We start from the raw sequence: 15,469 nt of genomic DNA, 5'->3' as shown, positions 1-15,469 counted from the left end.
AGCTGTTCAACAACATCATCGCGAAGTACAACAACGGCAACGTCCTCGATCTGACGGACGCCGCCTGTCGGACGAAGGGGTAACGCATGTTCGGTAAATTGACGCTTTCGGCGATCCCGTTCGATCAGCCGATCGTCATGGGCGCGGCCGCGCTCATGGCTCTCGTCGCGCTGTCGGTCGTCGGCACGCTGACCTATACGAATCGCTGGAAATGGCTGTGGACCGAGTGGCTCACGTCGGTCGACCACAAGAAGATCGGCGTGATGTATATCGTCGTCGCGGTGCTGATGCTGCTGCGCGGCTTCGCGGACGCCGTGATGATGCGCCTGCAGCTCGCGTTCGCGTACAACGGTCCCGGCTATCTGCCGCCGCATCACTACGACCAGATCTTCACCGCGCACGGCGTCATCATGATCTTCTTCATGGCGATGGCGCTTCTCGTCGGCCTCTTCAATCTGATCGTGCCGCTGCAGATCGGCGCGCGCGACGTCGCGTTCCCGTTCCTCAACTCGCTGAGCTTCTGGATGACGGCCGTCGCCGCGCTGCTGATGAACGTCTCGCTGATCGTCGGCGAATTCGCGCAAACGGGCTGGCTCGCGTATCCGCCGTTGTCGGAATTGCAGTTCAGTCCGGGCGTCGGCGTCGACTACTATCTATGGGCGCTCCAGATATCCGGCGTCGGCACGCTGATCACCGCGATCAACTTCTTCGTGACGATCATCCGGATGCGCGCGCCCGGCATGACGTTGATGAAGATGCCGGTGTTCACGTGGACGGCGCTCTGCTCGAACGTCCTCATCATGGCGACGTTCCCGATCCTGACCGTCGCGCTCGCCCTCCTCGGCCTCGACCGCTATCTCGGCATGCACTTCTTCACGAACGACGCCGGCGGCAACGCGATGGTCTATCTGAACCTGATCTGGGCGTGGGGCCATCCGGAGGTGTACATCCTCGTGCTGCCCGCGTTCGGCATCTACTCGGAAGTGATCGCGACGTTCGCGAAGAAACCGCTCTTCGGCTACAAGACGATGGTCTACGCATCGTGCGCGATCATGGTGCTCGCTTTCCTCGTGTGGTTGCACCACTTCTTCACGATGGGCTCGGGCGCGAACGTCAATGCGTTCTTCGGGATCATGACGATGGTCATCGCGATCCCGACCGGCGTGAAGATCTTCAACTGGTTGTTCACGATGTACCGCGGCCGCATCGAGTTCACCGCGCCCGTACTATGGACGATCGGCTTCATGGTGACGTTCACGCTCGGCGGGATGACGGGCGTGATGATGGCGATCCCCGGCGCGGACTTCGTGCTGCACAACAGCCTGTTCCTGATCGCGCACTTCCACAACGCGATCATCGGCGGCGTCGTGTTCGGCTATTTCGCGGGCTTCCATTACTGGTTCCCGAAGGCGTTCGGCTTCAAGCTCGACGAGAAGCTCGGCAAGCGCGCGTTCTGGTGCTGGTTCGTCGGCTTCTACGTGTCGTTCGTGCCGCTCTACGTACTCGGTTTCATGGGGATGACGCGGCGTCTGAACCATTACGACAATCCGGCATGGCATCCGTGGCTCATCGTCGCAGCATGCGGCGTCGCGCTGATCGCGGTCGGCGTGCTGCACCAGGTCGCGCAGGTGTGGGTCGCGGTGCGCAACCGCAACCAGCCCGAATACCGCGACGCAACGGGCGATCCGTGGAATGGCCGCACGCTCGAATGGGCGACGACGTCGCCGCCGCCCGTCTACAACTTCGCGGTGATTCCGACCGTGCACGCGCTCGACGAATTCGCGTACCGCAAGGAACACGGCCTCGGTCTCGGCGCCGGCAAGAAGATCGTCTATCAGGACATCCACATGCCGTCGAACACGAGTGCGGGCTTTATCGTCGGCATGTTCAGCCTGATCCTCGGCTTCGCGCTCGTGTGGCACATCTGGTGGCTCGCGATCGCGGCGTTCGCCGGCATCGTCGCGACCGTGATCCTGTATAGCGCGCGCGATAACGACGGCTATTACATTCCGGCCGAAACGGTCCGCAAGATCGAAGAAAAGCGTGGCGGCACACGCATTCCGGCACAGCCGGCGGAAGTCGAACTGGAGGTCAATTGATGTCGCACAACACGATGATGCTCGACCACGCGGCATCGCACGATCATCCGCCGTCGCATTCGGTGTTCGGCTTCTGGCTGTACCTGATGACCGACTGCATCATTTTCGCGGCGCTGTTCGCCACGTTCGCCGTGCTCGGCAATCAGTTCGCGGGCGGTCCGACCGGCAAGGATCTGTTCGACATTCCTGGCGTCGCGCTCGAAACCGCCGCGCTGCTGCTCTCCAGCATCACGTACGGCTTCGCGATGATCGGCGCGCACAAGCGGCAGCGCGGCGCGGTGTTCGGCTGGCTCGCGGTGACGTTCGCGCTCGGCGCGGCCTTTCTCGCGATGGAACTGCGCGAGTTCTCGCACCTGATCGCCGAAGGCGCGGGGCCGCAGCGCAGCGCATTCCTGTCGTCGTTCTTCACGCTCGTCGGCACGCACGGGCTGCACGTGACGGCCGGCCTCGTATGGATGGTCGTGCTCGCGCTGCAGGCGCTGCGCCGCCCCGAACTGACCGAGCGCGACGTGCGCCGGCTCACGTGCCTCAGCCTCTTCTGGCACTTCCTCGACATCGTCTGGATCTGCGTGTTTTCCTTTGTCTATCTTGCGAGCGTGATCTAAATGGCACATACGCATCCTTCTCACGGCGATGAAGCGCACGGCACCATGGGCGGCTACATCGCGGGCTTCGTGCTGTCGGTGCTGCTGACGGCCGCATCGTTCGGCCTCGTGATGGGCGGCGTGCTGCCGCCGCGCGAAGCGCTCGTGTCGCTCGCCGTGCTCGCGGGCGTGCAGATCGTCGTGCACCTCGTGTACTTCCTGCACATGAACACGTCGTCGAGCCAGCGCTGGAACGTGATGGCGTTCAGCTACACGGTGCTGACCGCGCTGATCCTGATCTTCGGCACGCTCTGGGTCATGCACAACGTCCACATGAACATGATGTCGCGATAGCCGTTTCCTTGCCTTTCGTCGATGCCGTCCCGCGCGGGACGGCATTGCTTTTGTCGCTGCCGGATCGTGTCGGATCGCATGCGTGCGTCGACCCAACCGTTTGCCCGGCGTAAACGCGAAGTTGATTTCGCCGATGTCGCGCGAGCCGTTTCCGATTCGCTCGCCGAATCCTCCGCCGACGCGGTCGCCGGCCGCGCTCGCCGACGCGGTCGGGATCGCGATGCCGCGCGTGCGGCAAGCGTTCCGTCTGCGATCCGGCGACCGATATGCGCGCCGCCGCCCTCCCCCGCCCGTCGACGCCATTCGGTCGGCGCATCGCGGAGCACGGGCGTCGGCGCTTCGATGTCTTTTTGTGGTGCCGATTTTATGAACGACTCTTTCACCCCGGTTCATGTCGACGAACCGATGCCGCACCGCAAGGTCGTCCGCTCATGGATCACGCCGTTCGGCCAGCGCGTGATCGCGCGCTCGATCGTGCTGCTCGTCGTCGACTACCTGCTGCTCTTCGCCGCGTTCGCGGGCGCGCTGCTCGCGCCGTCGAGCATCGTGAAAATCATCTGCGGCATGGCGGCCGGCTTCGTCACCGGACGCCTGTTCATCATCGGCCACGACGCGTGCCACCAGAGTCTCACGCCGAATCACCGGCTCAACCGCTGGCTCGGCCGCATCGCGTTCCTGCCGTCGCTGACGCCGTACAGCCTGTGGGAAGTCGGCCATAACGTCGTCCATCACGGCTACACGAACCTGAAAGGCTTCGACTTCGTATGGGCGCCGCATACGCCCGACGAGTTCGCCGCGCTGTCGCCGACGCGGCGCTTCCTCGATCGCCTCTATCGCAGCGGCTGGGCGCCCGGGCTCTACTATCTCGTCGAAATCTGGTGGCTGCGGATGTACTTTCCGACGAAGACCTATCTCGGCGCGTCGCGGCCCGTGTTCCGGCGCGACTGCCTGCTCGTCACGGGCTTCGCCGCGATCTGGATCGGCGCGGTCGTCTGGATCGCGGCGGCGACGCACCAGTCGACGCTCCTGCTGCTCGTCGCGAGCGTCGTCGTTCCGTTCCTGTTCTGGTGCTCGATGATCGGCTTCGTCGTCTACGTCCACCACACCGATCCGCGGATCTCGTGGCACGCGAACCGCGCCGAATGGTCGCGCACGGCGCCGTTCGTGTCGACGACGCTGCACCTGACGTTCCCGTGCGGCATCGGCGGACTGATGCATCACATCATGGAGCACACCGCGCACCACGTCGACATGAGCATCCCGCTGTACGGGCTGAAAGACGCACAGGCGAAGCTCGAAGCGATGCTGCCGGGGCGGATCGTCGTGCAGCGCTTCAGCTGGCGCTGGTATTTCGATACGGCGCGGCGCTGCAAGCTCTACGACATCGAGCGCAAGTGCTGGACCGACTATCTCGGCCGTCCGACGAGCGACGCGCATCTCCGCGCGGATGCGCCGATGGCGGACCAGTGTCCGATCGACGCGCCGCGCGACGCATGATGCGTGCCGCCGCGCGGCCGATCGCGTCCCCGGCGCCTGCCGCGACGGAGGCACATTCGCGGACGCGACGGCGTCGACCGCGCAAGCTGCGTGGCCGAAACGAAACCGGCCGCTTGCGCGGCCAGTCAGAGTCGGATCGAGCATCGAGACGCGGCGGCGAGCCGCCCGTCGAATGCGTTACTTGAGCGTCACGGGCACGCTGAAGTACTTCTTCGCGAGGCCGTCGATCGTGCCGTCGGCCTTCAGCTCCTTCAGTGCCTGGTTGACCGCGGTCTTCAACTGCGCATCGTTCTTGCGCAGACCGAAACCGACGCCTGTGCCGAGGATCTCGGCATCGCTCACGTGGTCGCCCGCGAACGCGAAGCCCGCGCCTTGCGGCTTCGACAGGAAACCCTTCGCACCCGCCTCCGAATCCTGGAACGTCGCGTCGAGGCGGCCTGACTTCAGGTCTTCATACGCGAGGTCCTGCGTCTGGTACGGCACGACTTCGACGCCCGCCGGCGCCCAGCGCTTCTTCGCGTACGCCTCCTGGATCGTGCCCTGCAGCACGCCGATACGCTTGCCCTTCAGCGACGCGGTCGTCGGCAGCAGCCCGCTGCCCTTCTTCGCGATCAACTGGTTCGGGATCGTGTAGATCGGATCGGTGAAATCGATCGCCCTGCGACGCTGATCGGTGATCGTCATGTCGGAGTTGATCGCGTCGAACTTCCGGGCCTGCAGCGCCGGAATCAGCCCGTCGAACGCGTTCTCGACCCATATGCACTTCACCTTCAGCTTCGCGCACACGGCGTTGCCGATGTCGACATCGAAGCCCGCCAGCTTGCCATCCGGCATCTTGTATTCGAACGGCGCGTACGACGCCTCGACGCCGAAGCGGATTTCCTTCAGGTCAGCGGCGAACGCGCCGCTCGTCGCAAAGGCTGCGGCCGCGGCGAGCGCGCAGGCGGCCGTCTTTTGCCACGTCAACTTCATCAGGGAGATCTCCTCGATACGATCAAATGGATTCAACACGCTACTCGTACCGGCGCATCTTCGCAGCGCCGGATCGTCCGGACAAATGCACGGACCGCTCTTGATGCGGCGCAACAGCCGCAACCGCGCGATTGTACCGCCCCGTGCGGGCGCGCGCGGCCGAAAAGGGGGGAAACGGCGATCGCTGCGGCTCGCAACGCGCCGGCGCGCGAAAAGCGCAAAACGATGTCGCATCCGCGCACGTCGGCGCAGATACGCCGCCGTCGCGCATCGCGCATCCTCGATCATTGTACGCCCGCATGCCGCCCGCGCGAGCCGGTGCTATTTTAACGAGGCGCGCCGGCAGCTTCGGCGCGTCCCGGCCAATCGGCTCCCGGATCTTTCCAAAGGAGGCGTCAACCGATGAAGCTGTATTACTCACCCGGCGCATGCTCGCTCGCCGTGCGCATTGCGCTGACGGAAGGCGGCATTCCGTTCGAAGGCGTCAAGGTCGATCTGCAGAAGCACGAACTCGCGGACGGCAGCGACTATTACGCGATCTCGCCGCGCGGCTACGTGCCGCTCGTCGAATTCGACGACGGCTCGCGCCACACCGAAGCCGCCGCGCTGCTGCAGCGGATCGGCGATCTCGTGAACGCGGGCGCGCTGATTCCCGTGCATGGCGCCGCCGAGCGCTACGACAAGATCGAATGACTGTCCTTCGTCGCGACCGAGCTGCACAAGAGCTACGGATGGCTATGGCGCAAGGACACCGCCGATTCGACGCGGCAGGCATGCATCGCGCGGATCGATGCGCGCCTGAAGAACGTCGACGCGCATCTCGAAGGGCGCGATTATCTGATCGGCCGTTTCACGGTCGCCGACATCTATCTGTTTACGATCGTCAACTGGTCGAACTTCCTGCAGCTGCCGCTCGATGCGTATCCGCGCGTGCGCGCGTTCATGGAGCGCGTCGCCGCACGGCCGAAGGTGCGCGAAGCGTTCGTCGCCGAAGGGCTCGCGAAGTAGCGCTGCTCCACCGACGCACGCCGCGCGCGGCTCAAGCGAGCGCGGCGTGCGTGTCACCCGTCGTCTCGACGACAAGCAGCCCCGCCCGCAAGCCGGGCTTGACGGACGGATTCGGAAACACGATGCGCTCTTCCGCGCGACGCACCGCATAGCGGTAATCGCCGTCGCGCGCGAGCAGCGTGCCTTGCGCAAACGGCGTGAAGTTCGGCACGTCCTTCGCGACGAACAGCTCGAGCGCGTCGCTTTGCTTCGTGATCTGGTCGACGACCGTGAACACGCGCGGCAGCGGCCCGCCCGGCGCGTCGCGGCGGCCGGACACAAGGCCGCGCACGGCCGCGTCGGCGCCCGCGAAACGCTCGAGATCGTTCTCGCCGAACGGCATCACCTTGCCGAGCTCGAGCGTGCACGCGAGCGCGCCGCAGGACGCTGCCGTGAAATGCGAGAACGTGTTGCCCTTCGTCGTATGCAGCAGCACCGCCGCGATCCTTGCTTCGCCGAGCCACTCGAACATCGTGCGCGTCGGCGGCTCGCCCGTGTGCGGCAAGAGCGCGAACTGCTCGAACACCGACGCGCGGATCGCCGTGTGCATGTCGATGTGCCAACGCGCGCCGCGCGCGCGGCCCGCCATCGAGAAGAAGCGCACTGCGGCCGCTTCCAGTACCGCCGCGCGCGGCGCCTCGCGACTTGCCGCGCGGGGCGTGCGAACGCCGCCGAACAGCCGGTTCAGATCGTCGTCGAGATAGCGCTCGCCCGCGCGCATCGCGCCCGGATTGCCGAGCGCGACGAGCAGCCGACAGCGCAGCGGCAGCGCGCCGCGCGCGAGATCGCGCACGAGCATCGACAGCAACTCGATCGGCGCCGTTTCGTCGCCGTGCACGCCCGCCGACACGAGCACGCTCTGCATCCGCAGCGCCGCGTCGGCCGGCTCGAGTTGCAGCAGGCCGTCGCCGAGCCAGCGCCAGCGCACCGCGCGCGCCGCGCATTCGCCCGCTTCCGTGCGCGGCGTGTCGCCCGCGAGCGTCAGCGCGAGGAAGTCTTCGAGCCAGACGGCGTCGCTGCCGCGATCAGCGCTGGAAGTCATAGAGCGAGCCAAGGCCGAGGATCCGCGTCAATGCGTCGAGCGCGGTGCGCGATTCGTCGAGCAGCGCCGGATCGGCGAGATCCGCGGGCGACAGCCGGTCCCGATAATGCTTGTCGATCCACGCGTCGAGCGACGCGAACAGCGTATCGTCGATCCACACGTTCGGCTTCACCGCCGCGCGCTCCGCGTCGCTCAGCACGACGCGCAGCCGCAGGCACGCGGGCCCGCCGCCGTTCTTCATGCTCTCGCGCAGATCGAACACGCGCACGTCGCGAATCGGTCCGCTGCCGGCGACGAGCGCGTCGAGATACGCGGACACGTTCGCGTTCTCGCGGCATTCCTGCGGCACGACAAGCATCTGCGTACCGTCTTCGCGCGCCAGCAGCTGGCTGTTGAACAGATACGAGCCGACCGCGTCGGCGACGCTCACCGCGCGATCCGGCACCTCGATCACGTTCAGCTTCGCACCGAGCGCGCCGAGCGACGCGGTCAGCGCATCGTAGATCGACTGCTTGTCGACGAACGCGCGCTCGTGGCAGAACAGCGTGTCGCGATTGCCGACCGCGATCACGTCGTTGTGGAACACGCCCGCGTCGATCACGTCCGGGCTCTGCTGCGCATAGATCGTCGCCTCTTCGCGCAGGCCGTGGCGATGCGCGACCGCGCGGCTCGCCTCGAACGTCTGGCGTGCCGGAAAGCGCGTCGGCTCCGGCCCGCGCCGGTATTCGGCGCGGCCGTACACGAAGAACTCGACGCCCGCCGCGCCGTACTCTGCGCAAAACCGCGTGTGGTTCGCCGCGCCTTCGTCGCCGAGCGCCGGCGTGCCGGGCAGCGCGTCGTGCACGGCAAAGCGAGACTCGTCCGCGAAGATCGCGGCGAGCGTGCGGCGTGTCGACTCGTGCTCGATCGCGCGATGCAGCTTGCTGCACAGGTTCGCCGGCGTGAAGTGCACGCGGCCGTCGCTCGTGTCCGCGGACGGGCTCACCGTCGCCGCGTTCGCGGTCCACATCGCGGACGCGGAGCTCGCGGCCGCGAGGATCTCGGGCGCCTGCTTCGCCGCCTTCGCGATCACGTCGGCGTCCTTGCCGGAAAAGCCGAGCTCGCGCAGCAGGCGCAGCGACGGCCGCTCCTGCGGCGGCAGCACGCCCTGCGCGAAGCCGAGGTCCGCGAGCTGCTTCATCTTGCGCAGCCCCTGCTTCGCGGCCGCCTTCGGGTTCGCGTCGGACTTCTCGTTCGACAGCGACGCGACGTTGCCGAACGACAGCCCCGCGTAGTTATGGGTCGGGCCGACGAGCCCGTCGAAATTGGCTTCTTTAGCGTTCATCGTCGCATCCTGCTCAGAAATGAAGGCCCGGCGACAGGCTCGCGGGCATCTGCAATTGCGCGCTTTCGACCGACGCCATCGGGTACGCGCAGTAATCGGCCGCGTAGTACGCGCTCGGGCGATGATTGCCCGAGCGGCCCGCGCCGCCGAACGGCGCCGCCGACGACGCGCCGTTGGTCGGCCGGTTCCAGTTCACGATGCCGGCGCGAATCGCGCGGCGGAACGTGTCCCAGGCTTGGCCGTCGTCGGCGAGGAGCCCCGCCGACAGGCCGAACGCGGTGTCGTTCGCGCGCGCGATCGCGTCGTCGAGGCCGCGATAGCGAACGATCTGCGCGAGCGGGCCGAAGTGCTCCTCGTCGGGCAAATCGCGCACGTCGGTCACGTCGAGGATCGACGCGTTCACGAAGCCGAGCGCGGAATCGCGCTGCTTCATCTCGATGATCGGCACAGCGCCCAGCTCGACGAGCCGCGCCTGCGCGGCGACGAGACGCGCGGCCGCCCGCGCCGAGATCACCGCGCCCATGAACGGCTGCGGATCGGCGTCGTAGACATCCGCCGTGATCTTCGACGCGACGTCCGCGAAGCGCGTGAGGAAGCGGTCGCCGAACGCGCCTTGCGGCACGAGGATGCGGCGCGCGCACGTGCAGCGCTGCCCCGCCGACAGGAACGCCGACTGGATCGCGTGATGGACGGCCGCATCGACGTCCTCGACGTCGGCGACGACGAGCGGATTGTTGCCGCCCATCTCGAGCGCGAGCACGATCTCGGGCCGGCCGCCGAACTGCCTGTGCAGCAGCGTGCCCGTGTCCGAGCTGCCGGTGAAGAAGAGCCCGTCGATCTGCCGATGGTTCGCAAGCGCGACGCCCGCGTCCTTCTCGCCCTGCACGAGATTCAGCACGCCCGCTGGCAGCCCCGCGTCGCGCCAGATCTCGACGGTCGCGCGCGCGACGCCGGGCGCGAGCTCCGATGGCTTGAACACGACCGTGTTGCCTGCGATGAGCGCCGGTACGATGTGCCCGTTCGGCAAATGACCCGGGAAGTTGTAGGGACCAAACACCGCGACGACGCCATGCGGACGGTGCCGCAGCACCGCGACGCCGTCGGCCATCGGCGCGCGCCTTTCGCCCGTGCGCTCATGATAGGCGGTGATCGAGATGTCGACCTTCGCCGCCATCGACGCGACTTCGGTGCGCGCTTCCCACAGCGGCTTGCCGGTTTCCCGGCCGATCATCGTCGCGAGCGCTTCCTTGCGCTCGACGAGGAGCGCCGCGAAGCGCTTGGCGATCGCGCAGCGCGCGTCGAGATCGAGCGCCGACCAGCCGGCGAACGCGCGCCGCGCGCTGGCGACCGCGCGGTCGACGTCGGCGGCCGACGCGCTCGCGCCTTCCCACACGCGTGCGTTCGTGCCCGGGTTGCGCGACGAGAAGACGGGGCCGGCGCCGTCGACCCAGGCGCCGTCGATGAAGAGTTCAGTCATGTTCGTTATCCCTGTTTGGGTTTGAGCGGCAGCACGCGCACGAAATCGCCCTCGCTCACGCGCAGCGCGGCGGCATCGCCGGCCGACAACGTGAACGCGCCGTTCACGACGAGCCCCGGTGCGACGCCGACGCGGAAATCGGACAGCGACGTGTTCGACACGAGCGAGCGCGGCGCGTCGGCGCGCGCGGCGGGCGCGCCGATCTCGACCGGCACGACGACACTTTCGCGCACCGTGCGCAGATCCGAGACGTGGCATTCGAGCACGGGGCCCGCGTCGAAGATGTCGACGTGGTTCTGATAGCGCAGCCCTTCCGCCTCGAGCATCTTGCGCGCGGGCAGCGTGTCGCGGTGCGTGACGCCGATGCAGTCCTGCGCGTCCTGCGGCAGCAGGTCGACGTAAACCGGAAAACGCGGCATCAGTTCCGCGAGGAACGACTTGCGGCCATGCGAGCTCAGGTAGTCCGCAGCGTTGAAGTCGATCTGATAAAAGTGCGAGCCGACCGCGCGCCAGAACGGCGACGTGCCGTCTTCGTCGAAGTGGCCGCGCAGCTCCGCACAGATGCGCTCGGGAAACCGTTCGCGGAACTGCGCGATGAACATGAAGCGCGAGCGCGACAACAGGCCGCCGAAGCCGCCCGTCCGGTAGCGCGGGCTCAGGAACAGCGAGCACACTTCTGCATAGCCCGTCAGGTCGTGCGAGATGTTCAGGAGCGACATCTTCGTCCACACGCCGAGATCCTGACTCGCGTGGACGACCGTGCTCACGCGATAGTTGTAGAACGGCTGCGCGAGGCCGACCTCGGTCTCGATCCCGCATACGCCGGCGATGTCGCCCGACTGCGAATCTTCCATCACGAAGAAATAGCCGGCCTCGGCGGGCGTCGCGCAATTCTCGAGCGTGCGGCGCGTGCGCTCGATGCGCGCGGCGAGCGCGTCGCGATCCGGCTTGAACGTGGTGAGGCCCGGTCCGGTTTCCTGTGCGAGCGCGACGAGCGCGTCCACGTCGCCCGTTTGTACGACCCGAACGACGATCATGCTGCGTCTCCTGGTTGGTCCGTCGGTTGGCCGTCGCGCTGATGCAGCGGCACGCAGCGCACCGTGTCGCCGTCGGCGACGCCGAGCGCCGCGCGCGCGTCGGCGGGCAGCGGCGCGTCGGCGCTGTCGTCGGGCAGGTCCGCGAGCACGCAGCGAAACGCGTCGCCGCGCCCGCTCGACAGCAGATACGTGGTGTCGCCGTGCGCGCGCGCGGCCTCGCGCACCGTGCGCTGCGCGTTCTTCGTCACGCACGCGGCGCGGTCGACCTGCGCGGTCAGCACGGGGCCGGCGTCGAAGATGTCGACGTAGCGGTCTGGCTCGAAGCCTTCCTCGAGATGGATGTCGTACGCGAGGAGCGCATGCTCGTTCGGCTCGCCGAGCACGCGCTGCGCGGCTTCGGGCAGGAGCGGCACGTAGAGCGGATAGGTCGGCATCACTTCGGCGATGAACGTGCGGCTTCGGCCGCCCGATTCGATCTCGACCGCGGCGAAGTCGCGGCCGAAGAACTTGCGGCCGACCGCCTCCCAGAACGGCGACGCGCCCGTTTCGTCGGTGACGCCGAGCAGCAGCGAGAACACCTCGGGCGTGAAGCGGCTGCGGTTCGCGGCGACGTACATCATCCGTGCGCGCGAGATCAGGTGCGCGGCGGCGTCGCCGCGCAGCGACGGATCGACGTAGAAGCCGGCGAGCCGGCTCTTGCCCGTCAATTCGTGCGACATCGTGAGCGCGTGGATCTTGCGGTTCACGTGCAACTCGCGCGACGCGTGGATCAGCGCGTCGTTGCGAAACGCGTAGAACGGCTCCGCGTAGCCGGCCGCGGCGACGATGCTCGCGGTGCCGAGCAATTTGCCCGTCGCGCCGTCCTCGAGCACGAACAGATAGAACTCCTCGCCGGGGAAGTCGACTTCCGCGCGAAACGAGTCTTCGGAAAGCGCGACGCGCGCTTCGAGCGCGGCGCGGTCGTGCGGCAGCGAATGCAGCACGGGTTGCGCGGTGCGCGCCATCTGCGCGAGCGCGTCGAGATCGGCGAGTCTGCCGGGGCGTACGAAGAGCATCGTCGTTCCTGTCTACGTCAGCGATACGGGCGGCTTAGCGCGAGGCCGCTTCGGCTTGCGCGGCGAGCACTTGCTCGACCGCCTTCTCGAAGCGCGCGAGACCTTCGTCGAGCACGTCGAGCGGGATCACGAGCGACGGCGCGAAGCGCAGCACGTTCGGGCCCGCGATCAGCATGATGACGCCGTGCTCGGCCGCAGCCGACACGAAATCCTTCGCGCGGCCGTCGAACGCGTCGACGAGCTCGACGCCGATCAGGAGGCCCTTGCCGCGGACTTCCTTGAAGAGCTTGAAGCGCGCATTGATCTTGTCGAGCGTGGCCTTCAGCCGCTCGCTGCGTTCCTTGACGCCCTCGAGGAGCGCCGGATCGCTGACGAGCTCGACGACCTTCTCGGCGATCGCCGACGCGAGCGGGTTGCCGCCGTACGTCGTGCCGTGCACGCCGACCTTGAAGTGCGCGGCGAGTGCTTTCGTCGTGAGCATCGCGCCGATCGGGAAGCCATTGCCGAGCGCCTTCGCGGTAGTCAGGATGTCGGGCGTGACGCCCGTGTCCATGTACGCGTAGAAGTGGCCGGTGCGGCCGACGCCCGTCTGCACCTCGTCGAAGATGAGGAGTGCGCCGTGCGCGTCGCACGCTTCGCGCAGCGCCTTCAGGAATGCGGGATCGGCGGGAATGACGCCGCCCTCGCCCTGGATCGGCTCGACGATCACGGCGCAGGTCTTCGGGCCGATTGCGGCCTTGGCGGCGGCGATGTCGTTGAACGGCAGATGCCGGATGCCTGCGGGCACGGGGCCGAAGCCTTCGGAATACTTCGGTTGTCCGCCGACGCTGACCGTGAAGAACGTGCGGCCGTGGAACGACTGGAGGAACGACACGATCTCGTACTTGTCGGCGCCGTGCCGTTCGAACGCGACGCGGCGCGCGAGCTTGAGGGCGGCCTCGTTCGCTTCGGCGCCGGAGTTCGCGAAGAATGCGCGATCGGCGAACGTGAGCGATTCGAGGCGCTTCGCGAGGCGCAGAACAGGCTCGTTCGTGTAGCCGTTGCCGATGTGCCAGAGCTTGCGGCTTTGCTCGTCGAGCACCTTGAGGAGCGCCGGATGGCCGTGACCCAGCGCGGTGACGGCGATGCCGCCCGCGAAGTCGACATAGTCGCGGCCTTCCGTGTCCCACACGCGCGAGCCTTCGCCGCGATCGGGCACGAACGGCGCGGGGGCGAACACCGGCACCATCACTTCATCGAAAGTCTGACGGGACACGTTCGGGCTCTTCATGACGATTCCTTTCGTTTCGTAAGAGGTAACAGATTCAAGTTTAGGCAACGTGGCGCGAGGCGTCTTGCGGAATTGCGACGGGATTTATCGGGTAGGGTGGGGTTTGGTATGCCCTTTCCGGTGGGCGACGGTTTTTTGTCGGTTGTTTCGGGTGGTTGTTTCGGGTGGTTGTTTCGGGTGGTTGTTTCGGGTGGTTGTTTCGGGTGTGTCGTGGATGACCTGTGATGTTAGCGGTCGATTAGCGTCGCCCCTCCCCGGGGCGGGGGTCACTTTTCTTTGTCTTGCCAAAGAAAAGTGACCAAAAGAAAGGCGCATCCTTGGGCGGACAGCAAAGGGAGCTGCGCTCCTTTCCTGCGCCAGCTTCGCCGCGCGATTCGCTGCACACCATTCTTCTATTCCATAACCCACTTCGCACGATGCATGTCCGCTAATCACTCATCGCAAGGTATGCGAATTATTCGAACACCAGACACTCATCGTTCGCCTCTCCTCTGGATGCGCTCATCATCCGAGCGCAGCGAGGATGGAGCTGGCGGACGGTATACCGCTCCGGTGAGCGATTCAACGACACAGACCCTGCGCGATCCACTCCGCGTTCTCATCCGACGCGACTCGTTAGGGGCTGTGCCAGTCAAAGCGCCCCCAAGGAGCGCTCAGTCCTCAACAGAAGGCCGCTCCACCAAAGCCCCCGCCCGAGGCGGCTCGGCGCCCCCCTTCCCGTGCTGCTTCTCGAGCCACGCTCGCCGATCCTCGCGCGGCGTGACGCCGAACCGCTCCCGATAGGCATTCGAAAAATGCGCGGCCGAAGAAAACCCGCAGGCGAGACTGACCTGCACGACGGATTTGCTCGTACGCTGCAACTGCGTGCGCGCCTTCAGCAGCCGCAAATTGAGGTAGTACTTCGACGGCATCGCGCCGAGATACTGTCTGAAGAGTCGCTCGAGTTGCCGCCTCGACACGCCGACGAACCCCGCGATCTCGTCCGTCGTCAGCGGATCCTCGATGTTTGCCTCCATCAGCAACAGCGCATCGTTCAGCCGCGGGTGTCGCTCGCCCGGCGCCGTCACGAACGGAATCCGCTGGCGCGCCTCGCCGCTCCGAAGCGGCCCCGTGCCGAGCGCGTCCGCAATCCGCTCCGCCAGCTCCGGCCCGTGATCGCGGCCGATCATCGCGAGCATGAAGTCGACGGTCGCCTGGCCGCCCGCGCACGTCGCGCGATCACGGTCGATTTCGAAGATCTGCTGCGTGACGATCGAGCGCTCGAACTGCTCGGCGAACTGCTGGTACGTCTCCCAGTTCACGCTCACCCGGTAACCCGACAGTTGCCCCGCCATCGCAAGCCACCACACGCCGTGGTGGATGCCCGTCACGAGCGGCGTGCGCTGGCCGACCCGCGCGAGACTCGCGAGAAAGAGCCGGTAGTCGGCGAACTGCTGGAACCGCTCGCTGACGACGATCAGCCAGTCGCAGACGATCGCGTCGTTGAACGCGGCGTCCGCGTGCCATTGCGCGCCGCCCGCGAGCGGCACCGCACGGCCGTCCCACGAGCACACCTGCCAGCGGTACAACAAACGCCCGTCGATCTCGTTCGCGAGATTCAGTGCGTCGACGATCGGCCCGACACCCGACATCGACACGGGCGGCAACGCGACGATCGCCACCTGTATCGTGCGGGCGGGACTGACTGGACGATTCACGGACATCACGACCT

Annotated in this window: 11 protein-coding genes and 2 pseudogenes; 5 read left to right on the top strand and 8 right to left on the bottom strand. The window is 66.7% G+C overall.

All coding sequences use genetic code 11. From position 1 onward, the window contains the following. Positions 1-86 precede the first annotated feature (86 nt). From cyoB to WS69_RS01145, 4 genes and pseudogenes are all read left to right on the top strand, one after another. Positions 87-2,099 (top strand): cytochrome o ubiquinol oxidase subunit I, encoded by a 2,013-nt coding sequence (cyoB, locus tag WS69_RS01165; RefSeq protein ID WP_059469008.1) that lies wholly within the window; start codon positions 87-89, stop codon positions 2,097-2,099. After that, a complete protein-coding gene (gene cyoC, locus WS69_RS01160; RefSeq protein WP_059469007.1) occupies positions 2,099-2,704 on the top strand; it encodes a cytochrome o ubiquinol oxidase subunit III in 606 nt (201 codons plus the stop codon). The genes cyoB and cyoC overlap by 1 nt, the downstream gene beginning before the upstream one ends. Next, positions 2,705-3,037: a cytochrome o ubiquinol oxidase subunit IV gene (gene cyoD, locus WS69_RS01155; protein WP_059469006.1), complete on the top strand. Its 333-nt coding sequence runs from the start codon at positions 2,705-2,707 to the stop codon at positions 3,035-3,037. 266 nt (positions 3,038-3,303) lie between these two features. Next, positions 3,304-4,534: pseudogene (locus WS69_RS01145) on the top strand (fatty acid desaturase). A 177-nt stretch (positions 4,535-4,711) separates the two neighbouring features. Here WS69_RS01145 and WS69_RS01140 read toward each other — a convergent pair. Next, positions 4,712-5,506 (bottom strand): ABC transporter substrate-binding protein, encoded by a 795-nt coding sequence (locus tag WS69_RS01140; RefSeq protein WP_059469003.1) that lies wholly within the window; start codon positions 5,504-5,506, stop codon positions 4,712-4,714. A 402-nt stretch (positions 5,507-5,908) separates the two neighbouring features. On the opposite strand from WS69_RS01140, the pseudogene WS69_RS01135 reads away from it, so the two are divergent. Beyond that, a pseudogene (locus tag WS69_RS01135) lies at positions 5,909-6,514 on the top strand (glutathione binding-like protein). Between the two features lie 31 nt (positions 6,515-6,545). On the opposite strand, the gene astE reads toward WS69_RS01135, so the two are convergent. The 7 genes from astE to WS69_RS01100 all read right to left on the bottom strand — a co-directional run bounded on the left by astE (position 6,546) and on the right by WS69_RS01100 (position 15,461). Beyond that, complete coding sequence (gene astE / locus WS69_RS01130; RefSeq protein ID WP_059469002.1) at positions 6,546-7,595, bottom strand: succinylglutamate desuccinylase; 1,050 nt, start codon at positions 7,593-7,595, stop codon at positions 6,546-6,548. Continuing rightward, the gene (gene astB, locus WS69_RS01125) at positions 7,579-8,919 is read right to left on the bottom strand and encodes an N-succinylarginine dihydrolase (RefSeq protein WP_059469001.1); all 1,341 of its coding nucleotides are present in this window, start codon (positions 8,917-8,919) and stop codon (positions 7,579-7,581) included. Before astB ends, astE begins: the two co-directional genes overlap by 17 nt. A gap of 13 nt (positions 8,920-8,932) precedes the next feature. Next, positions 8,933-10,396, bottom strand: a complete 1,464-nt coding sequence (gene astD, locus WS69_RS01120; protein WP_059469000.1) for a succinylglutamate-semialdehyde dehydrogenase — start codon at positions 10,394-10,396, stop codon at positions 8,933-8,935. Between the two features lie 5 nt (positions 10,397-10,401). Continuing rightward, on the bottom strand, positions 10,402-11,433 hold the full coding sequence (astA, locus tag WS69_RS01115) for an arginine N-succinyltransferase (RefSeq protein WP_059468999.1): 1,032 nt from the start codon (positions 11,431-11,433) through the stop codon (positions 10,402-10,404). After that, entirely contained in the window at positions 11,430-12,488 is a 1,059-nt protein-coding gene (gene aruF / locus WS69_RS01110; RefSeq protein ID WP_059468998.1) for an arginine/ornithine succinyltransferase subunit alpha, read from the bottom strand. The genes astA and aruF overlap by 4 nt, the downstream gene beginning before the upstream one ends. Positions 12,489-12,522: 34 nt before the next feature. Continuing rightward, the gene (locus WS69_RS01105) at positions 12,523-13,758 is read right to left on the bottom strand and encodes an aspartate aminotransferase family protein (protein ID WP_059468997.1); all 1,236 of its coding nucleotides are present in this window, start codon (positions 13,756-13,758) and stop codon (positions 12,523-12,525) included. Between the two features lie 653 nt (positions 13,759-14,411). Continuing rightward, positions 14,412-15,461, bottom strand: coding sequence for a GlxA family transcriptional regulator (locus WS69_RS01100; protein ID WP_059468996.1), 1,050 nt, complete (start codon positions 15,459-15,461; stop codon positions 14,412-14,414). Positions 15,462-15,469: the final 8 nt, after the last annotated feature.

The organism is Burkholderia sp. BDU5 (genome assembly GCF_001522845.1).
Classification (GTDB): Bacteria; Pseudomonadota; Gammaproteobacteria; order Burkholderiales; family Burkholderiaceae; genus Burkholderia; species Burkholderia mayonis.
Note: the sequence above shows the minus strand (reverse complement) of the source record. Positions and strands in the feature narration are given on the sequence as shown.